Origin of the sequence: Luteimonas terrae (genome assembly GCF_004358165.1) — a bacterium.
Taxonomy (GTDB): Bacteria; Pseudomonadota; Gammaproteobacteria; order Xanthomonadales; family Xanthomonadaceae; genus Luteimonas; species Luteimonas terrae.
On record NZ_SMTG01000007.1, the window covers coordinates 1 to 20,302 of the forward strand.

A 20,302-nucleotide genomic window follows, 5' to 3' on the forward strand; every position below is an offset into this window, starting at 1 on the left:
GGGCTCAAGGATGCACGGTGCCTGCATACGAGCCCTCCCCCGTTTACGGGGGAGGGTTGGGTGGGGGCGAAGCGTCCGGTGACGGGATGACGACCCCAAGCGAACTGCTTTGCATTTGAAGCCCCCCGCCTTGGAGAACTTGTCCGCCTCCGATCGTTTGCCCCCTCCCAACCCTCCCCCGCGCGCGGGAGAGGGCCCAAGGATGCACGGTGCCTGCTTACGAGCCCTCCCCCGTTTACGGGGGAGGGTTGGGTGGGGGCGAAGCGTCCGGTGACGGGATGACGACCCCAAGCGAACTGCTTTGCATTTGAGGCCCCCCGCCTTGGAGAACTTGTCCGCCTCCGACCGTTTGCCCCGCTCCCGACCCTCCCCCGCGCGCGGGAGAGGGCTCGAAAGCAGGACGGTCGCGGCGCCACGGGTCGGCCGCGGAACTCAACTCTCTTCGCGACTGCCGCCGCGCCGATCCGGAAACCGCAGCACCACGCCGCGGGTGTCGTCGGGCGCGGGCCGTTCCCACAGCACCGGCACGTCGTGCGGTGCGGGCGGCTCGAAGGTCTCGCGCTGTTCGAGGGCGGCGCGGGCGGCCTCCTCTTCCTCGATCTCCCAGCTGTAGCGCTTGCGCGGCGGCATCGGGTCGGCGCGGCGGAACCAGAACGCGGCCAGCACGCCGCCGATCGCGCCACCCATGTGCGACTGCCAGGACACGCCGGGTTCCTGCGGCAGGATCGTCAGCAGCATGCCGCCGTAGAACAGGAAGGCGATCATGCCGGCGGCGATCGACGGCCGGTCGCGGCGCAGCAGGCCCAGCACGAACACCAGGAACATCAGGCCGTGGGTCACGCCGCTGGCGCCGAGATGATGCGAACCGGCATCACCCAGCAGCCATGCGCCCAGGCCCGAGCCCAGCCACATCAGCGGCAGACCGCGCAGCGTGGCGCGCGGATACACCGCCAGCGCCAGCGAGCCGAGCAGCAGCAGCGCACTCGCGTTCGCGATCAGATGGCCCGGCGAGCCGTGCAGCAGCGGCGCGGTCAGCAGGCCGAGCAGCCCGGCGGCGTCCCAGGGCTGCACCGCGAACGGGCGCCAGTCGAGGGCGCCCTGCAGCCCGAACACGATGACCAGCAGCAGCACGAACGCGACGCTGCCCTTGAGCGCGTTCGACAGCCGACGGCGATCGTGCGCGGCCTGGGCGACGGGGTCGGTCGGGGTATCGGGGCTGTCGAGATGCATCCGCTCTGGATGGCGCCGAACATCCGCGATGCAAGTCCCGGTTCGGTCGACGGGACCGGTGCTACGGTGCGCGGCCCCGGTCGCACAGGACCCGCGCTGCCATGGACGCCTGGCAGGTCACATTCGTCACGTTGTTCGTCGGACTGGCGGCCACGCTGGCCGCGATGACGTGGCTGGTGCAGCGCCAGCGCAGCGGCCGGTCGCGCGACGGCCTGCGCGAATGGTGTCTAGGCCTGGGGCTGCAGGTGCTGGCCTGGCCGCTGTTCGCGGTGCCGGTGACCGTTGCGGGCGGCGCGGCGCAGGCGCTCGCATCGGGCCTGCTGCTCGCCGGTCTGGCCGCGATGCTGCGTGCCCTGCTGCGCAGCCTGCAGGCGCGTCCCGCACCGGGCGGTCCGCCGACCGCTGTCGTCTACCTGCCGCCGTTCGCGCTGACCCTTGCGCTGTCGTGGCCGGGCCAGGCGCCCGAGCAGCGCATCGCGCTGTTCTGGGGCGCGGCGCTGCTGACCCTTCTGCTGGGCATGCGCGGTCCCCTGCGCGGCATCGGACGGGGCCGGCCGTGGCCGGAGCGCGCGGTGATCCTGATCTTCGGCGGCGCGGCCGTGGTCTGCCTGCTCCGCCTGTTCGAGCAGCTGGTCGCGCCGCGCAGCGGGCCGGCGTTCGACGCGTCGATCACGGTCGGCCAGCAGCTTGCGCTGGCGTACTTCCTGGTGGCCCCGCTGTTCGCGACCTTCGCCTTCGTGCTGATGCAGTTCGAGCGCCAGCAGCGCTGGCTGGAGGGCCTGGCCGCCGAGGATGCGCTGACCGGCATCCACAACCGGCGCGCCTTCGTCGAACGTGCGCAGCGGCGCCTGTCGCGACCCGACGGCGATGGTCTGGTGGCGCTGCTGATGATCGATGCCGACGGCTTCAAGACCGTCAACGACCGCCACGGCCATGCGGTCGGCGACCGCGTACTGGCCGCCGTCGCGGATGCGATGCGGGCGTCGTTGCGGACCTACGACATCGCCGGCCGTCTGGGCGGCGACGAGTTCTGCATGCTGCTGATGGGCGTGTCGCCCGGCGAGGCGCTGCAGCGCGCCGAAGCGCTGCGACGGGCGGTGGCGACCCATCCGGTGCGGGTCGACGGCGACGTGGTCGCGGTCACGCTGTCGATCGGCATCGCCCACGTGCGCGCAGGCCGCGAGACCGAACTCGATCGCCTGCTCGCGATCGCCGACCGCCGCCTCTACCTGGCCAAGCGCGCGGGCCGCAACCGGGTGATCGACCGCGACGTCGAAGTCGCCATGCCGCCCACGCCGGCCTGAGCGCACCGCGGCCGGTCATCCGGCCACGGTGCGCGCCGGACACGTCAGCCGCCGGTCATCGGCGTCGACTTCGGCGGCCTGGCCAGGCTCAGCGCCACGGTGACGCCCAGGATCACCGCGACCACGCCCAGCGACCACAGCACCGGGATCTTGTAGATGTCGATCATCAGCATCTTCGCGCCGATGAAGGCCAGCACCACCGCCAGACCGTAGGGCAGCAGGTGGAAGCGGTCGGCCATGCCGGCGAGCATGAAGAACATCGCGCGCAGACCCAGCACCGCGAACACGTTGGAGGTCAGCACGATGAAGGGATCGGTGGTGATCGCGAAGATCGCCGGGATGCTGTCGACCGCGAAGATCACGTCGATCACGCCGATCAGCACCAGCACCACGAACAGCGGCGTGTAGGCCCAAGCGCCGCCCTCGCGCACGCGCAGGGCCGAACCGCGGTAGCCGTCGGTGAGCCGCAGGTGCCCGCGCATCCAGCGCAGCACGACGTTGTTCTCCAGATCCGGTTCCTTGCCGGCGGCGAACCACATCTTCACGCCGGTCAGCAGCAGGAACGCACCGAACACGTAGAGCAGCCAGTGGAACTTCGCCAGCAGCGCGGCGCCGACGAAGATCAGCACCGCGCGCAGCACCAGCGCCAGCAGGATGCCGATGATCAGCACGCGCTGGCGCTGCTCCTCGGGCACGCCGAAGAAGGTGAAGAGCAGCAGGAAGACGAAGATGTTGTCGACCGCGAGCGACTTCTCGACCAGATAGCCGGTCAGGAATTCCAGACCCACGCGATTGGCGATCGCGGCGCCCGCGGTCTCGTGCAGGTACCACCACAGGCCGGCGTTGAACAGCAGCGCCAGGGCCACCCAGCCCAGGCTCCACCACAACGCCTCCTTGAACGTCACCTTGTGCGCGCCGCCATGGCGCATCAGCACCAGGTCGACGAGCAATGCGACCACCACCAGACCGCCGAAGCCGGCCCATAACCAGACGTTGCCAATCGTGTCCATCGAAATTCCCGAACATGTGGAGGAGGTCCGCATGGCGCGGGCATCGTCGGGAACCGGGGTTTCGGAACCGGGGACATGCCTTCGCCATTGCGGCGAAGGTCTTGCTCACAGTCCGGGTGGACTGCCGTGGGACCGGAGCATCGCTGCTCGAAATGACGGCCTGCACGCTGGGAGCTACTCCCCTTCGGGGGCGGATTCTGCGGGGCCACCGCGTGACGGGCAAGTGCACGCGGTAAAATCTCAGGGATGAACACACCCAACCCGACCGTACGCCTGAAGAACGCCTGGCGTTCCAGCCATCCGTGGATCTTCCAGCGCCTGGTCGACAAGCCCGCGCAGCGCCCCAAGCCGGGCAGCATCGTCGAGGTCGTCGGGGTCGACGGCGACTGGATCGGCCGCGGCTTCTACAACGGCCATTCGCGCATCGCGGTGCGCATCCTCGAAACGAACCCGGACGTGCCGGTCGATGCCGGCTGGTTCTCGCGCAAGATCGCCGAGGCGGTCTCGCTGCGTCGCGACGTGCTCAAGCTCGATGACGTGTCCGACGCCTGGCGCGTGGTGCACAGCGAGGGCGACGGCATCAGCGGTCTGGTCGTCGACCGCTACGGCGACCTGCTGGTCGTTGAATTCTTCAGCGCCGGCGCGTTCCGTCACCGCGAGTGGATCTACGAAGCGCTGAGCGAGCAGTTCCCCGGTTGCCGCTTCCACAGCTTCGCCGACGAACACGTGCAGAAGCAGGAGAGCTTCGACTACCGCGGCAGCGTGCCCGCCGACCCGGCGATCATCACCGAGTACGGCGTGCGCTTCCGCGCCGACCCGGCCGGCGCGCACAAGACCGGTTTCTTCGCCGACCAGCGCGAGAACCGCGAGTGGCTGAGCCGCCAGGTCGCGGGCAAGCGCATGCTCGACCTGTGCTGCAACACCGGCGGCTTCGGCGTCTACGCCGCCGCGCGCGGTGCCAGCGAAGTCGTCGGCGTGGACATCGACGAGGACGTGATCGAGATCGCCAAGGGCAATGCCAGGCTCAACGATGCGCGCATCCGGTTCGTGCAGGCCGACATCTTTCCGTGGCTGCGCGATGCGGCGAACGCGGGCGATACCTACGATGTCGTCGTGCTCGACCCGGCCAAGATGACCCGCGACCGCGACCAGGTCATCCCGGCGCTGAAGAAGTATCTCGACATGAACAAGCTGGCGCTGGGCGTGGTCAAGCCGGGCGGCCTGTTCGCGACGTTCTCGTGCACGGGCCTGGTCAGCGAGGAGCAGTTCCTCGACATGCTGCGCCGCGCGGCGTTCTACGCGAACCGCACGATCCAGGTGCTGAAGGTCGCCGGCGCGGGCGCGGATCATCCGTTCCTCGCGCATGTGCAGGAATCGCGTTATCTGAAGGCGGTCTTCTGCCGCGTGATCGACTGAGCACCTGTCCAATGTCCTGCTGCGCTTGCCAGCTGGCGCGCGTGCGGTGCTCGGAATGCTCACGTACCGCTCGTGCGCTGCGCTTCCTGCGCTCCGCCACGCGCCACCCGGCTGCGCTCGCGACGGACCTTGAACAGGTTCTACCCGCGTGACGCGCACGATGCGGCCCGGTTTCCGGCGGGCGTTGTGGATCGTCGCGACACTCACGCTCGCGGCACTGGCCGTAAGTGTCTGGTGGGAGTGGCGCACCGTCGAACGGCCGCCGCTCGCGCTGCCGCCAGCGGGACTGCCGGCACGCATCGAGCAGGTGGCCGGCGATGGTCACCGCGGTGTCCGCGACGGCACGCGTGAAACCGCACGTTTCGACGATCCTTTCGGCATCGTCGTCGCAGCCGACGGCACCGCCTTCGTCGCCGAAGGTGCGGCCTCCAACCGCATCCGTCGCCTGCATTCCGACGGCCGTGTCGACACCTTCGCCGGCAGCCTTGAAGGTTTCGTCGATGGCGTCGGCGGTGACGCGCGCTTCCACACGCCCTCGGGCCTGGCGATCGACGCGGCCGGCACGCTGTACGTCGCCGACACCGGCAACCACGCGATCCGCGCGATCGGCGTCGATGGCCGGGTGACAACACTTGCCGGCACCGGCAAGGCCGGCTTCGCCGACGGCCCTGCGCTGCAGGCGCGCTTCCATGCACCGACCGGTGTCGCAGTGGATGCCGCGGGCCGCGTCTACGTGGCCGATGGTTTCAACGACCGCATCCGCGTGATCGAGCAGGGCGTGGTGCGCACGCTCGCTGGCGACGGTCGCCCCGGTCTCGAGGACGGTCCCGGCGCGTCTGCGCGCTTCGATACGCCGGGCGGCGTCGCGGTGGATGCCGACGGCATCGTCTGGGTCGCCGACACCGGCAACAACGCGGTGCGCAGCATCACCGCCGACGGCGTCACGACCACGCTCGCGCCCTATGGCGATCAGGCCGATGCCGCACCTTCGATGCCGGTCTCGATCGCGATCGATGCGCAGCAGCGTCTGTATGTGGGCGAGCTGTCGCGCGGTCGCGTCCTGCAGTTCGAGCCTGACGGCCGCGCGTACGTGCTGACCGGTCGCGACATGGCGCAGCGCCTCGCGCGTCCGGCCGGTCTCGCTTTCGACGCGCACGGCCGGTTGTGGGTCGCCGATGCGGCGGCGCATCGCGTGCAGCGCATCGTGCAGGTGCGGCCGGACCGCGCGAAGCAGAACCTCGACAACGCGATCGTGGGACCCGCGCCCGATGCCGCCTATCCCGACACGCGCGGCCGCTGGCCGCTGGCGCCGCAGGACGGCTGGCACGAAGTCGTCGGCACGCTCGGCGAGGTGCGCGGCAACTTCCGCGGCGAATCGCGCAGCCATCTGCATGCCGGCTTCGACGTGCGCGGCGATGTCGGCAGCACGGTCCTGGCGATCGCCGACGAGAAGGTCGCGAGTTCCTACGCCGCCGCCGGTTTCGGCGACCAGGCCGAGAATCTCTCGATCGACAGCCTCGCCTACATGCACATGCGCGTCGGCCGCACGCCACGCGGCGAGGCGCTCGATCCGCGTTTCCAGCAGGTGCCCGGCGACGATGGACGCACGATGCGGATCCGCATCCCGCGCGGCACGCACATCCGCGCAGGCGAGGCGATCGGCACGATCAACGCGCAGGCACACGTGCACCTGATCCTCGGACCGTCGGGCTACCAGCGCAACGCGGTCGGGCTGGGCTTCCGCAACTTCACCGACACCGTCGTGCCGCGCATCGACGACGTGATGCTGATGGATGCGCTCGACGTGCCGCTGACCGCACGCGAGGACGGTCGCGTGGTCGTGGCGCGCGAGGGCGGCGGCCTGCAGATCGTCGTGGAAGCCTGGGACCAGGTGGACGGCAACCTGCCGCGACGACGCCTGGGCCTGCATACGCTGGGCTGGCAACTGCTCGACGCGAATGGCGCGCCGATGCCCGGTTTCGAGACGCCGCGCTTCACCATCGACTTCGACCGCATGCCGCCGCATCGCGAGGCAGTGCGCGTGGCCTACGCCGGCGACAGCGGCATCACCGTGCACGGCGCCGCGCGTACGCGCTTCCGCTATGCGATCAACAACACCGTGCGCGACGGGCGCCTGGAGCCCGCATTGTGGGATCCGAGGGATCTCGCGCCCGGCGACTACGTGCTGCGCGCCGTGGTGCGCGACGCGAGCGGCAACACCGCGACCCGCGAGTTGCCGCTCCGCGTGCACTGACCACGAAAGCGGCGGTTCACGGCGCCTGGCCCGTGCGGCTGGCAGAGTCCGGAGACGCGCGCATCAACGGGGTCGCCAGCAGGCGGACGGGAGGCGGTGCGCACCAACCCCGCACCGGAGCCTGTCATGCACACACGCCGTACCTTCCTGTCCGCCGCCGCGCTCGGCGCGGCCTCGCTCGCCGCAGCGCCGCTGATCGCCAACGCGCAGACCAGTCCCGGTGACGTGCTGCCGACGCAGGGCACGCGTGGCCGCAGCCCGCTGCCGACGAATCCGGCCGGTGGTCGCAAATACCGGCCGACCGGTCGTGTCGGGCTTGGCGGCGCTCCGCTCGGCAACAACTGGCAGGTGGTCACCGAAGAGGACGCCGCGGCCACGCTCGAAGCCGCTTGGGACGGCGGCATGCGCCTGTTCGACACCTCGCCCTGGTACGGGCTGGGCCGTTCGGAGCGGCGCTTCGGCTACGTGCTCGGCCAGAAGCCGCGCGAGGAATACGTCATCTCGTCCAAGGTCGGCCGCGTGCTGACCGCGACCAGGGAGACGCCCAAGGTCAGCTGGAAAGACCCGCCGCCGTTTGCCTATGCCTACGACTACAGCGCCGCGGGCACGCGCCGCTCGGTCGAGGACAGCCTGCAGCGCCTGGGTATCGATTCGCTCGACATCGTGCTGGTGCACGACCTCTCGCCCGACAATGGCGACATGGGCGAGCGCTGGCTCGAATACTTCGAGCAGGCGCGCACCGGCGCATTCCCGGAACTGACGAAGATGCGCGAGGAAGGCCTGATCAAGGCCTGGGGCATGGGCGTCAACACGCCGGATCCGGCGATGCGCGCGATCGAGGTCGCCGACCCGGACATCTTCCTGCTCGCCTGCCAGTACTCGCTGCTCGACCACGAGCGCGCGCTCGCGCACACCTTCCCGAACCTTGCCACGCGCGGCATCTCGGTGATCGTCGGCTCGCCGCTGCTCGCGGGCTTCCTCGCCGGCCGCGACCGCTACCTCTACGGCGCGCAGCCGGTGCCGCCGGACGCGAAGCAGAAGCGCGCGAAAGCCGAGGAGATTGTGCGGTCGCACGGCGTCGACCTGCGCACGGTCGCACTGCAGTTCGCGAACGCGCCGGAAGTGGTCTCGGCGATCGTGCCGGGTTCGCGCAATGCCGCGCAGGTGGCGGCGAACATCGAGTCGATGTCGGTCGCGATTCCGGCCGGCGTATGGTCGGATCTGCGCGAGGCGAAGATCATCGCCGCGAATGCGCCGGTGCCCGGCGCGGCGTGATTCCGTAGGCGCGATTTGCGCGCAATGCGCATCCGAGCCCTCCCCCGCGCGCGGGGGAGGGTTGGGTGGGGGCAAACTGTCAGACGCGCGCGAACACCAGGATCCAGAGCGCCCGCTTCACAGGACATCAGCAACACCGAAATCGGGTCGTTCGCCCCCATCCCGGCCTTCCCCCGCAGGCGGGGGAAGAAGCGGAGCGACCTGCCTCCGGATCGACGACGGCGTCAGCAAGGACGCGTCTCAACCCGCTGTACGCACCAGCACATCGAAGGCCTCGATCACCTGCTCGGGTGAAAACGCGCAATGCCCCTCGCCTGAAGGCGATACGACGGTGATGTGTCCGGCGCGGCCGGCTGCGGCGGCCATTGCCGGATACACGCTCTGGTAGCGCGGCGGAATCGTCGGATCGACGCGGTTGTAGCGCAGCACCAGCGGTTTCTCGAGTGTGCCGCGCAGATTGCCGGTGTCGGCGAGCCATGCCGTGGCCTTCGGGTCCGCATCGTAGCGGCGCACCGCGGCGTTGAACGCCGCGTCGTCGCCGAAGCCGCTGTAGACGGTGTCGCGATTGCCGACCGGCAGGCCGCCTGCCCGCGCGATGGCCTCGCGTTGCAGCAGCACGTGCAGGCTCAGCGTGCCGGCGAGTGCGTCGGGTGACACCTCCAGTGCGCGCGCTAGCCTCGCGGCCGCGTCGGGATTTCCGGCCATTGCCGTCGCGATGGCCTGCATCACCGCCGGCTGATCGGCGCGCGGGTCGTCGAGCGGCAAGGCAGCGGCATCGGCCAGTCCGTCCCCCGGCAGGCCCGCGTCCGGGAACAGCACGTCGAACGCCGCCAGCGAACGCAGCGTGTCGGCGAACACCCGCGCCGAAGGAATGTTCGCCCCGCACAGCGACAGCGCGCCGTCGTAATGCGCGCCGTGCCGCTCCAGGCTTTCGATCGCGACCAGTCCGCACATCGACATGCCGACCAGCCAGCTGCGCTTGGGCGCATGACGCGCGACGACCTGCGCGCGCAGGCGCTCGCTGTCGTTGATCGCGTCGCCGACCGCCCAGCCCTGCGAGGCATAGGCGCTCTCGGCGACCGCATAGCCGCGGGCGAGGAAGATCGCAGTCGCCGGATCCGCCGGCCACGGATCATCGCGGGGCACACCGCGCGGCTCGTAGCCGTGCAGCAGCACGACCAGTTCGCCGTTCCAGCCGGCGGGAATCTCGAAACGGTAAGGCGCGCCCGCCAGCGTGCCGGTGTCGACACGCGGCGCGGTCGACTGCGGTGTCGGGGACAGGCCAGGCGGTGCCGGCGGCTGCGACGATGTGCTGCTGCAGGCTGCGAGCAGCGCGAAAGAGACTGCGAGTACCGCACCGCGCAACGGAACCTGTCGCATCGTCGAACCTCCCCTGTCTGCGCGCGACTATCGCACGCTGATCGGGGCCCTGCTCAGCCGGCGTCTCGCGCCTCGCCGCGCACTTCCTCCATCAGGCCGACAAGGTTGCCGTCGGGGTCGCGCAGGAAGCCGATCCACAGATCGTGATCGGGAATCCGCGCTGCCAGCGCCGGTGCACGCTCCGACTGCGCGCCTTTGGCCACATACCCCTCGAACACGCGCACGACATCGCGCACGTGGAAGTACAGCACCGAGTTGCGGCCGGGCTCCCCCGCGCCCTGCGGCGTGCTGAGCATGACCCGCACGCCACCGGCATCGAGGAAGGCCAGGCCTGGACCCGCACGGAACAGGAATTCCAGCCCGAGGATGTCGCGGTAGAAGCCGAGTGCGGCGTCGACATCGGACACGGTCACCGCGACCTGGCGCAGCGCGATCGCGGGCACGTCGCTCATCGCACGCCCTCCGTCACCGGCGCGAAGCGCGGCAATGCGCGGCCGTCGACGTCGACGGTCTCGACGAACATCGCGTGCGGGCGCACCCACAACGCGCCCTCGCCGTACAGCGGGCGATAGACCACGAGCGGCTCGAACGTCTCGCTGTGGCGCGCCACGCCGACGACGTCGTAGTCGCGGCCCTTGTAGTGGCGGTAGCGACCCGGCGCGAGCGCGGGCAACGGCGGCAGGTCGGACATCGGGCGCTCCTGTGGCGAGTTTCTATTCAAGGCGATCGGGGTCCGGGCGGGTGGCCTTCGCGACCAGCAGGCCCGCGCACAGCACCAGCAGGCCGGGCAGCGCAATGGCGATGCCGACGACGCGGCCGAGCATGCGCGCGCCGTCGTCGGTCGAGAACAGCAAGAACGCGACCAGCACGCCCAGCCCGGACAGCAACAGCATCCGCCCGGCCAGCGTCAGCGCCCGCGCTGCGGGGTGTGGCCTCGCGTGGTCGGGGCGGTCGCCCTGCATCGTCGTCGCCCTGCACATCGTCGGGGTGCGAGTTTCGCATGCAGGCGCAGCCGGTGAGACCCCGGTCGTTAGAATCTGCGGCATGAATACCCATCTGCTGCTCGTGTTGATCCTGTTGTGCGCCGTTGCGGCGTGTGTCCTGCTCGTCGTGCTGCTATTGCGCCGCCCGGGCACCGGCAGCGAGGCACTGGAGCGTGTGCTGCGCGAGGAACAGCGCGACGGCCGCGGCGAACTGCGCCAGCAGCTGGAGGGCGCTGCCGCGTCGCAGGCGCAGCGCATCGATGCCTTCGGCGCGCAGCTGCAGGCCGTCGCCGCGCGGACCGACCAGCGCCTGGACGAACTGACCACGCGCATCGATGCGCGGCTCGACAGCTTCACCCGCACCACCGACGAGCGCCTGGGCGTGTTGCGCAGCGCGCTGACCGAAGACGCGCGCAAGGCGCGCACCGAGGGCGCAGAGCAGCAGCGTCATGCGGCCGAGGCGCTGGGCAGGCGTCTGGATGACCTGACCCAGCGCAACGAGCAGCGCATCGGCGAGATGCGCACCACGCTCGACCAGCAGCTGCAACGCCTGCAGGCCGACAATGCCGCGAAGCTCGAACAGATGCGCGCGACCGTGGACGAGAAGCTGCAGACCACGCTCAACGCGCGTCTCGATGCGTCGTTCAAGATCGTGTCCGAACGTCTCGAACAGGTGCAGCGCGGTCTGGGCGAAATGCAGCAGCTGGCCACCGGCGTCGGCGATCTCAAGCGCGTGCTGACCAACGTCAAGGACCGCGGCGGCTGGGGCGAAGTGCAGCTGGAGAACATCCTCGAGCAGACACTGACGATAGAGCAGTACGCGCGCAGCGTGCGGGTGAAGCCCGACAGCGCCGAGGCGGTGGACTTCGCGATCCGCCTGCCCGGGCGCAGCGACGACAGCACGGTGGTGTGGCTGCCGGTGGACGCGAAGTTCCCGCGCGAGGACTACGAGCGCCTGATCGACGCCCAGGAGAAGGGCGACGCCGACGCGGTGCGCACGTCGGCTGCGCAGCTGGAACGCGCGATCCGCGTGCAGGCGAAATCCATCTGCGACAAGTACGTCTGCCCGCCGCACACGACCGACTTCGCGGTGATGTTCCTGCCGACCGAAGGCCTGTACGCCGAGGTGATCCGACGCCCGGGTCTGGCCGATCTGCTGCAGCGCGAACATCGCGTGGTGCTGGCCGGCCCGACCACGGTCACCGCCCTGCTCAACAGCCTGCAGATGGGCTTCCGCACGCTGGCGATCGAGAAGCGCTCCAGCGAGGTCTGGCAGGTGCTGGGCGCGGTGAAGACCGAGTTCGGCAAGTTCGCGACCGTGCTGGAGAAGGCCACTTCGCAGCTCGGCACCGTGCAGAACAGCATCAAGGCCGCCGGCGTGCGCACGCGCGCGATCGAGCGCCAGCTGCGCGGCGTGGAGTCGCTGCCGGGACCCGATGCGCAGGCGCTGCTGGGCGATGCGCTCGACGACGTGGCGGGCGACGAGAGCGACGAGACCGCGTGAGCGCACGCCATGACCGCACCGCTGACCGACATTCCGCTCAAGACCATCGACGGCGCGGACGCCACGCTGGCCGACCACGCCGGCAAGGTGCTGCTGATCGTCAACACGGCGTCCAAGTGCGGGCTGACGCCGCAGTACGCAGGCCTCGAAGCGCTGTACCGCGAGAAGCGCGACGCGGGCTTCGAGGTGCTGGGGTTCCCGGCCAACGACTTCGCCGGCCAGGAGCCGGGCAGCGAGGCGGAGATCCAGCAGTTCTGCAGCCTGACTTACGACGTCAGCTTTCCGATGTTCTCGAAGATCGCCGTGACCGGCGATGCGATGCATCCGCTGTACCGGGCGCTGACGACCGCGCAGCCGGAAGCCACCGGCGAAGGCCCGATGCGCGAGAAGCTGCGCACCTATGGCACGCCGAACCCGGCGCCGGGCGTGCTGTGGAATTTCGAGAAGTTCCTGGTCGACCGGCACGGCCACGTGGTCGACCGTTTCGCACCCGATGTCCCGGCGGACGACCCGCGCGTGCGCGCGGCGGTGGAGGCGGCGCTGGCGGGGTGATGGTGTGAGGGATCCAAAGCGTCAGGGTGTTGCGACATCCCCAGGTCCGTCATTCCGGCTTTCGCCGGAATGACGGCTTCAGGGTCATCGGCGCCCCCCCCTGTTCGCCCCATCCCGACCTTCCCCGCGAGCGGGGGGAAAGCGTCAAGCAAAAAGCCCCGCTTTCGCGGGGCTTTTCCATTTCAACAGCCAGCGCGCCTCACGGCGGCGTCGGCGACAGCGGCACCACCGGCATCACGTCGACCGGAACGGTCGGCATGGCGTCGTCCTGGTAGAGGTAGTCCGGCAGGTTCTCTTCTTCCTCGCCGCGCGGGCGACGCACCGACTGGATCTGGTAGGCACGGCGCTGCATCCACGCGTCGCGGATCAGCGCGTACTCGTCGGTGGCGCCTTCGCGCATGCTGTCGACGGCGAACAGACGCGTGCGCAGATCGACCAGCTGCAGGCCCTGCAGGCCGTAGCGCACCGGGTCGTCGCCGACCTGGCGCAGCGGCGACAGCGGCGCGTCGCCGACCAGGCCGAAGCCGTCCCGCAGCGTGCGCGGCCCGAACAGCGGCAGTTCGAGATACCGCGAATTGCGCCAGCCCCACACGCCCATCGTCTGGCCGAAGTCGGCGCTCTGGTCGGGAATCTTCGCGTCGCTGGCCGGATCGAAAATGCCGCCGATGCCCAGCGTGCTGTTGAGCAGGAAGCGGCCCAGCGACTGGCCCGCGGCCTTCGGCCGGCCCTGCAGCAGCGCGTTGAGCGCACTGACCGGCTGGCCGAGGTTGTGGAAGAAGTTGGTCACGCCCAGGCGGATCGGCCGCGGCACCACTTTCGCGTAGGCCTGCGCCAGCGGCTTGGCGAAGCCGCGGTCGACGGCGCTGTTGAACGCGAAGACCTTGCGGTTCAGCGGTTCCCACGGGTCGTAGCTGCGCGGCATCTGCGCCGCTTCGGGCAGCGTGGGGTCATAGACCGGGTCGTAGATCGAATCGCCGTAGAGATCGGCGTAGTCCAGCTCGGCCTGGGTCGGCGTGCCGTCGGCGGGGGTGGCATCGCCGGCGACGCGCGAGGCCTCGTCGAAGGCTTCGATGGCGACGGCGGTGTCGGGCGCCGCCGGCACATCCGCGGCATCGGCCTCGGCGGCCGTCGGCACATCGGCCGTCTGCGGCGCCGGTGCGGTAACTGTATCGGCAACCGGCGACGGCACGCGGTCCTTCGGAGCCCCGGTGCCCGCGCAGGCGGCGAGCGCCACGGACGCGACCAGCGGCAGCAGGAAACGGAAGCGGGCAAGGCTCGACATCGTCGGAGTCCCGTGGGGGGCGGGGATGGATCGCGGAAGGGTCATGCCGACACGAAGGCCAGCGTGGGCGTCAAACGGTAGGCGCGGCACAGCTCGGCCAGTCCCGGCGGCGTGCCGTCGACGGCCAGCGCGCCGTCACCGGCAAGCTCCGCCAGCAAGGCGAGGCCGGCGCTGTCGAGCGCCGACACGTCGGTCAGGTCCAGCCGCGCGACACCCGCGCGGCCGGCCTGCGCCTGCGACCACAGCGCCGGCACGTGCGCGGCGACGACCGCGCCGGCGAACGCCAGCGCATCGCCTTCGCGACGGACCGAAGCGGTGGCCGCGGCCATCACTCGGCAGTCGCCTGGATCTGGCCGCTGCGCAGCTCGCGCGCGACCTGCTGGATCGACTTGCGCTGCAGCTCGGCGTCGAACTGCTGGCGGAAGGTCTGCACGAACGACACGCCTTCCACCGACACGTCGAACACCTTCCAGGTGCCGCCGCTCTGGCGCATCAGGAAGTCGACCGGAATCGGCTCGCCGCCGCTGCGCAGCAGTTCGCTCGACACGCGCACGCCGAGGCCACGCGGCAGCGGCTGCTCGGACTTGATGCGTACGCGCAGCTGGGTGTTGAAGTCCAGCAGCGAGGAGCCGTACTTGCGCATCAGGTTGTCGGCCAGCGCGTCACCGAAGGCCTTGACGTCGGCCTCGGCGGCGCCGCGGCCGTGACGGCCCAGCACCTGGCGCGCGGCGTAGTCGCGGTCGAACATCGCGTTGAATTCGCTGTTGACGAAGGTCGTCAGCGCGCCGCGGTCGCGGGTGAATTCGGCGCGGCGCGATTCGAGCGTCTTGAGCACGCGCTCGGTGTTCGACAGCACCAGCTGGCTGGGCGAACCGGCCTGCGCGGCGGCGGCCGGCGCGGCCGGACGGGCCTGCTGCGCGAGCACGGTGGTGGCGGGGAGCACGAGCGCCGCCGCGAGTGCGATCGGCAGGGCACGACGGATCAGGGGCATGCGGATCATGGGGTGACTCCTTCGTCACTGTGGGGAGCGTCCGGGGACGCGGTGCCGGCCTCGGGCGAGGCAGGCTGTGTGGCGCCGGCATCACCGCCGCCGCCACCGAACATGTACTTGCCGACCATCTGGATCAGATCCACCGCCGGCGACGTGAAGACGAGTTCCTCGCCCGGCTGCAGCACTTCCATGTCGCCACCCGGCACCAGGCCGACGTAGCTCTCGCCCAGCAGACCACCGGTGAGGATGGAGGCCGAAGTGTCGATCGGAATCTCGTTGAAGCGGTCCTCGATCGACAGCGTGACGATGGAATCGAACTTCACCGGGTCCAGATCGATGTCCGTCACCCGGCCGATCGTCACGCCGCCCACCTTGACCGGCGCGTTGGGACGCAGCTGGCCGAGATTGGTGAAGCGTGCGGTGAGGTCGTAGCTGCCGCCGCGGCTGAAGTTGAACTGGCCGTTGGTCGAGGCGATCGCCAGCACCAGCAGCGAGGCGAGCGCCAGCAGCAGGAAGGCGCCAACGGCGAATTCGAGACGGGGACCACGCGCGCTTGTCATGGGTGTCACCTTTGCAGCGGACTGCCGGACGCGGCAGTGAATAAAGGAACCGGATTCAGGTTGCCGCGCTCAGCGGAACAGGAATGCCGACATCACGAAATTGAACATCAGCACCAGCAGCGAGGCATTGACCACCGCGCGCGTCGTCGCGACAGAGGTGCCCTCGATGGTCGGTTCGGCGTGAAAGCCGACATACGAGGCCACCAGCGCCGCCGTGCCGCCGAACACCGCCGACTTCACGAACGCGGTCAGGAAATCGCCGCGGAAATCGACCGCGTCCTGCATCGACTGCCAGAACATGCCGTTGTCGATGCCCAGCACCTGCACCGCCTGGAACCAGCTCGCCGACAGCGCCAGGCTGCAGAAGAACGCGGTCAGCAGCGGCACGCAGATGACGGCGGCCCAGAAACGCGGGGCGACGGCCTTGGCCACCGGGTCGATCGCCATCAGGCCGAGCGCGGTGATCTGGTCGGTCGCGCGCATCAGGCCGAGTTCGGCGGAGATCGAACTGCCGGCGCGGCCGACGAACAGCAGCGCGGTCAGCACCGGCGCCAGTTCGCGGTACAGGCCCAGCCCGATCAGCACGCTGACCTGGTTGCTGGCGCCGTAGGTTTCCAGCGCGCGATAGCCCAGCAGCGTCAGCGACAGCCCGACGAATGCGCCGCCGACGGCGATGATCGGCAGGCTGCGGCCGCCGATCTTGTAGATCTCGCGCAGCAGTTCGGAGAAGAAATCGGCGGTCGGCTTCGAGGCCCGGAACACCGACAGCGAGAACAGCCCGGCGCGGCCGAGCGAGCGGATCGCGGCGCTCATCAGACAGCCTCCGTGCGGGCGAGATCGCCGCGGTCGAATGCGATGGGGCCGTCCGGCTCGCCGCGCAGGAACTGGCGCACCAGCGGATCGTCGCTGGCCTCGAGCGCGGCCGGCGTGCCCTGGAAGACGATGCGGCCGTTCGCGATCACGATGGCGTGGTCGGCGACCGGCAGCGTCTCGTGCACGTGGTGCGTCACGATGATGCTGGTCAGCCCGAGCGAGGCGTTGAGGCGGCCGATCAGGCTCATGATCACGCCCGAGGCGATCGGGTCCAGCCCGGTCAGCGGCTCGTCGTAGATCATCAGCGGCGGATCGAGCGCGAGCGCACGGGCGAGCGCCACGCGACGCGCCATGCCGCCCGACAGCTCGCGCGGATACAGATCACCGGCCGCGCGCAGACCCACGGCCTGCAGCTTCATCGCGACCAGACGCGCGATCACCGGCTTGGGCAACTTCGTGTGCAGGCGCAGCGGCAGCGCGATGTTCTCGCCGGCGGTCAGATCGGTCAGCAGGCCGTTGCCCTGCAGCAGCACGCCGATGCTCTTGCGCAGTTCCAGCAGCTCGCGATTGCGCACCGGCACGCGCTGGCCGAAGACCTCCACCGTGCCTGCGGCCGGCTGCAGCTCGCCGGTCAACGCCGAAAGCAGCGTCGACTTGCCGCTGCCCGACGGTCCCAGCACCGCGGTGATGCTGCCGCGCGGCACCGTCAGGTCGATGCCGGACACGATCGTGCGACCGCCACGATCGAGGCGGACGTCGCGCAACTGCACGGCTGGGGCGGTGGTTTCGGGCATGCGACTCGCGGCGGTGTCGACGGAAAGTTCGCGCGGCGGACGCGCGAAACCCGCAGAGGATGGCGGGAACAAACTGAATCTTAACCCAGTCGGTGTACTGGCGAGTACAGAAATTGTCCCGCTGGCGGGGCGCAGTGTGCCGGTACGACGTGGCTGAAGCGGCGATATCCGCCACGCGCCGACTAGGGCGCACCCCAGCTGTCGCCTCACGGGCGCGCGCGTAGAACAGGCGCGCTGCCGCGACATCCCGCGGGGAGGAACTGCTGCCATGAACATGCCGGTTGAAGCGAGTCGCGACTACACCCCGCCACCGCCGCCTCCGCCGACGCTCGACGTCCTGCGCCAGGCCGACCCGCTGACGACCGGCCCCGCAGTCGACGCGATGACGCCCGAGCAGCAGGCCACGCTGACCGAGGACGTCGCCAACCTCAGCGTCACCGAGCGCACCGATCTGTTGAACGGCCTCGCCGCGCAGCTCGATGCCGGACAGCTGCAGCGACTGGCGCCGGTGTTCGGTGCCGATGACGTCCTGTCCGCGGTACAGACCCGCAGCCCGGCCTCGGTGCGCGAGACCTTCGAGCAGCAGGCCGGCGCCGGTCCGGCGGGAGTCACGGTCGAACCGTCGGGCCGCAGCACGAGCGAACAGGTCGCCGCCGCGGCCACCGACTACGCCGAGCGCGTTGAAGGCCAGGCGATCATGTCCCAGCACGCGCTGGGCGATCTGATGGCCGCCAACGCCGGCGACCCGGCCTACCTCGCCGAACTGGTGCGCCTCGCCAACGAGGACGGCGTGCTGCAACAGGTCGTCAGCCCGATGTACGGCGGGCTCTTCGAGCGCACCGACAGCGGCTATGTGGTGACGAACGCCAACGCCTCCTTCGATGCCGACGCGCGACGCGAGGCCTTCGCGCTGGCGATCGGCGCGGCCGTCGATCGCGGCGTGCTGTCGGAGACCGACATCCGCGCCCTCGGCAACGACCAGGCCGGCTGGGCCGATGTGGCCGGCCGCGCCGGCATCGGCCAGGTCGGCGCGACCGAGACCACCCGCACGACCGCCACCGAACTGGGCAACGTGCTCGACGCGCGCACCGAGGCTGCCGACGACGTCGCCAGACTCGACGAACAGCTCGGCAACCTCCTGGCCCAGGCCGGGCCGATGACCGCAGAGCAGCAGGCGGCCTTCGTGACCGCGTTCCGCACCGATCCGGAGAACGTCGGCACCTATACGCGGCTGACCGAAACGACCGCCGCCCTGGCCGACTACGTCACCCGGAACACCGACGCCGTGCTCGACGCGGCGGTGCGCGATCCCGCCGTGGCCGAGCAGGTCGTCGATGCGATGACCGGTCTGGCGCAGGACGGCCGCGGCGAAGAGGTCATCGCGCTGCTGACCGAGATCAACGCCGGCGGGCCGACCTCGGCGCTGGCCGAAGCCTTCGCCGGGTTCGACCAACTCTCCGGCCCGGTGCTCGAGGACGCGGCGTCCTCGGCGATGGCGCAGCTGCTCGAACGCAACAACGGCGACGTGTCGGCGGCCTCGGCGCAGTTCCAGACCGCATTCCAGAGCCTCGTGCAGGCTTGGCCGGCCAAGGCCGGCATCGACGATTACCGCATCGGCACGCAGCTGCTCGATGCCGCCGCACGCGGCGACGTCAGCGCCATGCAGGGCTATCTCAACCAGTACCAGAACGTCTCGCCGCTCATGCGTGCGGTTGCAGGTGCGGGCGTGGTGCTGGGCGCCGTGGGCGCGGTCAACGCCGGCACCAACGAGGACTACGTCAACATGGTGGCCGGCTTCGCCCAGTCGGGCGAGAACGCGGCCCGTCTGGTCGCCGGCACCATGGGCGGCATGGCCGCCGTCGGCGAGGCCGCGCAGGCCGCCGGCCGCTTTGCGGGCGCGGCCGGATTCGCCGCCAAGCTGGCGCCGGGCCTGGGCCTGATCGCCAACTCGGCTTCGCTGGCCAACAGCTTCAGCCATGCCGCCGACGGCAACGCCGGCTATGCGGTCGCGATGGTCGGCGACGTGATCGGCGTGCTGGGCAGCGCGCTGGAATTCACCCCGGTCGCGCCTGCCGGTTTCATCCTGTCGGGCATCGGCGCGGTGATCTCGGCCGCGGGCTCGTTCGCCGGCGAGGTCATCAACGGCCACGAGCGACGCGAGACCCTCGAGAAGTACCTCACCGCCGCCGGCGTGGACCCGTCGATCGTCGACGGCATGATCAGTGCGTCGAAGCAGCTGTTCGAGATGGCCGACACGCTCGACCTCACGCCCGATCAGGTCCAATCGCTGCTCATGGCCTATCCCGACATCGGCGGCGCCCCGGGCCTGGCCGGCAGGTTCACCGAAGTGGCCGAAGCCTGCGGCATCCGTGGCAGCGACGTGCAGGACTTCGCCGCCGCGCTCGCCGCCGACGATCCCAACTTCGCCTGGGACCTGATGGGCATCTCGTCCTACGCGCCGACCAACCCGGGCGAGGCCGCGACGTTCTATCGCGACTATGTCGGCAACCGCTATCCGGAAGCCGCCTCGCTGGCCGAGTCGGTGTCGCCGGAGCTGTTCGGCGATGCGGCGCAGCAGCGCGAGCAGGCGCTGGCCGACTACAACCGCAGCGGCAGTTCGATGAGCTGGGAAATGGAGATCGGTAATCTGCTGAAGAACAACGACGATCCGGCCTATCGCGCCGAGGTGCTGCGTCTGCTCGCCGAGGGCGGCGACCAGCGCCTGGAGATGTTCGCGCAGATGACCAGCGGCTATGGCGACACGTGGTCGGGCGCGGTGCGCGATTCGGTGGCCGATGCGGTCGAGGCCGGCACGTTGAGCCAGTCGCAGGCCGACATGGTGCTGGGCTACTTCTGACCGCGTCGCGTTGACGGCCACATCCGCGGGCGGCGTCGACTGACGTCGCCCGCGCCGGGTCTCACGCTGCGAGAGCGTGCTCCGGCATCATGGCCCG

The 20,302-nt window shown here is 70.1% G+C and carries 19 protein-coding genes; 7 read left to right on the forward strand and 12 right to left on the reverse strand.

Going from position 1 to position 20,302, the window contains the following annotated elements:
• Positions 1–432 precede the first annotated feature (432 nt).
• On the reverse strand, positions 433–1,230 hold the full coding sequence (locus E2F49_RS14530; RefSeq protein ID WP_133394556.1) for a rhomboid family intramembrane serine protease: 798 nt from the start codon (positions 1,228–1,230) through the stop codon (positions 433–435).
• Between the two features lie 101 nt (positions 1,231–1,331).
• Between E2F49_RS14530 and E2F49_RS14535 the strand changes: the two genes are divergently transcribed.
• Positions 1,332–2,534 (forward strand): GGDEF domain-containing protein, encoded by a 1,203-nt coding sequence (locus tag E2F49_RS14535; RefSeq protein WP_133394557.1) that lies wholly within the window; start codon positions 1,332–1,334, stop codon positions 2,532–2,534.
• Positions 2,535–2,578: 44 nt separating this feature from the next.
• Here E2F49_RS14535 and E2F49_RS14540 read toward each other — a convergent pair whose 3' ends face one another.
• Positions 2,579–3,544 (reverse strand): TerC family protein, encoded by a 966-nt coding sequence (locus tag E2F49_RS14540; RefSeq protein ID WP_133394558.1) that lies wholly within the window; start codon positions 3,542–3,544, stop codon positions 2,579–2,581.
• A 246-nt stretch (positions 3,545–3,790) separates the two neighbouring features.
• Here E2F49_RS14540 and E2F49_RS14545 point away from each other — a divergent pair, with 246 nt between their 5' ends.
• The 3 genes from E2F49_RS14545 to E2F49_RS14555 all read left to right on the forward strand — a co-directional run bounded on the left by E2F49_RS14545 (position 3,791) and on the right by E2F49_RS14555 (position 8,489).
• Positions 3,791–4,960: a class I SAM-dependent rRNA methyltransferase gene (locus E2F49_RS14545; protein WP_133394559.1), complete on the forward strand. Its 1,170-nt coding sequence runs from the start codon at positions 3,791–3,793 to the stop codon at positions 4,958–4,960.
• A gap of 160 nt (positions 4,961–5,120) precedes the next feature.
• Positions 5,121–7,214, forward strand: a complete 2,094-nt coding sequence (locus tag E2F49_RS14550; RefSeq protein WP_133394659.1) for an SMP-30/gluconolactonase/LRE family protein — start codon at positions 5,121–5,123, stop codon at positions 7,212–7,214.
• Positions 7,215–7,340: 126 nt separating this feature from the next.
• Positions 7,341–8,489, forward strand: coding sequence for an aldo/keto reductase (locus E2F49_RS14555; protein WP_133394560.1), 1,149 nt, complete (start codon positions 7,341–7,343; stop codon positions 8,487–8,489).
• Positions 8,490–8,729: 240 nt separating this feature from the next.
• On the opposite strand, the gene E2F49_RS14560 is transcribed toward E2F49_RS14555, so the two are convergent.
• From E2F49_RS14560 to E2F49_RS14575, 4 genes are read right to left on the reverse strand one after another with little or no spacing between them, the layout of a single operon-like run.
• Complete coding sequence (locus E2F49_RS14560; protein WP_133394561.1) at positions 8,730–9,869, reverse strand: alpha/beta fold hydrolase; 1,140 nt, start codon at positions 9,867–9,869, stop codon at positions 8,730–8,732.
• Positions 9,870–9,922: 53 nt separating this feature from the next.
• Positions 9,923–10,321, reverse strand: coding sequence for a VOC family protein (locus tag E2F49_RS14565; RefSeq protein WP_133394562.1), 399 nt, complete (start codon positions 10,319–10,321; stop codon positions 9,923–9,925).
• Positions 10,318–10,560 carry a DUF1653 domain-containing protein gene (locus E2F49_RS14570; RefSeq protein WP_133394563.1) on the reverse strand — a complete coding sequence of 81 codons (243 nt, stop codon included), beginning with the start codon at positions 10,558–10,560 and terminating at the stop codon, positions 10,318–10,320. Before E2F49_RS14570 ends, E2F49_RS14565 begins: the two co-directional genes overlap by 4 nt.
• A 22-nt stretch (positions 10,561–10,582) precedes the next feature.
• Positions 10,583–10,831: a hypothetical protein gene (locus E2F49_RS14575; RefSeq protein WP_133394564.1), complete on the reverse strand. Its 249-nt coding sequence runs from the start codon at positions 10,829–10,831 to the stop codon at positions 10,583–10,585.
• Between the two features lie 82 nt (positions 10,832–10,913).
• Between E2F49_RS14575 and E2F49_RS14580 the strand changes: the two genes are divergently transcribed.
• Positions 10,914–12,356, forward strand: a complete 1,443-nt coding sequence (locus tag E2F49_RS14580; protein ID WP_133394565.1) for a DNA recombination protein RmuC — start codon at positions 10,914–10,916, stop codon at positions 12,354–12,356.
• Between the two features lie 9 nt (positions 12,357–12,365).
• The gene (locus tag E2F49_RS14585) at positions 12,366–12,908 is read left to right on the forward strand and encodes a glutathione peroxidase (protein ID WP_133394566.1); all 543 of its coding nucleotides are present in this window, start codon (positions 12,366–12,368) and stop codon (positions 12,906–12,908) included.
• Positions 12,909–13,107: 199 nt separating this feature from the next.
• Here E2F49_RS14585 and E2F49_RS14590 read toward each other — a convergent pair whose 3' ends face one another.
• From E2F49_RS14590 to E2F49_RS14615, 6 genes are all read right to left on the reverse strand, one after another.
• The gene (locus E2F49_RS14590) at positions 13,108–14,190 is read right to left on the reverse strand and encodes an MlaA family lipoprotein (RefSeq protein ID WP_133394567.1); all 1,083 of its coding nucleotides are present in this window, start codon (positions 14,188–14,190) and stop codon (positions 13,108–13,110) included.
• 41 nt (positions 14,191–14,231) lie between these two features.
• Positions 14,232–14,519 (reverse strand): STAS domain-containing protein, encoded by a 288-nt coding sequence (locus tag E2F49_RS14595; protein WP_133394568.1) that lies wholly within the window; start codon positions 14,517–14,519, stop codon positions 14,232–14,234.
• Positions 14,519–15,181, reverse strand: coding sequence for an MlaC/ttg2D family ABC transporter substrate-binding protein (locus E2F49_RS14600; RefSeq protein WP_484496909.1), 663 nt, complete (start codon positions 15,179–15,181; stop codon positions 14,519–14,521). Before E2F49_RS14600 ends, E2F49_RS14595 begins: the two co-directional genes overlap by 1 nt.
• A 5-nt stretch (positions 15,182–15,186) precedes the next feature.
• Positions 15,187–15,741 carry an outer membrane lipid asymmetry maintenance protein MlaD gene (mlaD, locus tag E2F49_RS14605; protein ID WP_133394569.1) on the reverse strand — a complete coding sequence of 185 codons (555 nt, stop codon included), beginning with the start codon at positions 15,739–15,741 and terminating at the stop codon, positions 15,187–15,189.
• Positions 15,742–15,810: 69 nt separating this feature from the next.
• Positions 15,811–16,554, reverse strand: coding sequence for an MlaE family lipid ABC transporter permease subunit (locus tag E2F49_RS14610; RefSeq protein WP_055250457.1), 744 nt, complete (start codon positions 16,552–16,554; stop codon positions 15,811–15,813).
• Complete coding sequence (locus tag E2F49_RS14615; protein ID WP_133394570.1) at positions 16,554–17,348, reverse strand: ABC transporter ATP-binding protein; 795 nt, start codon at positions 17,346–17,348, stop codon at positions 16,554–16,556. Before E2F49_RS14615 ends, E2F49_RS14610 begins: the two co-directional genes overlap by 1 nt.
• Positions 17,349–17,616: 268 nt before the next feature.
• Between E2F49_RS14615 and E2F49_RS14620 the strand changes: the two genes are divergently transcribed.
• Complete coding sequence (locus E2F49_RS14620) at positions 17,617–20,205, forward strand: hypothetical protein (RefSeq protein ID WP_133394571.1); 2,589 nt, start codon at positions 17,617–17,619, stop codon at positions 20,203–20,205.
• Positions 20,206–20,302 lie beyond the last annotated feature (97 nt).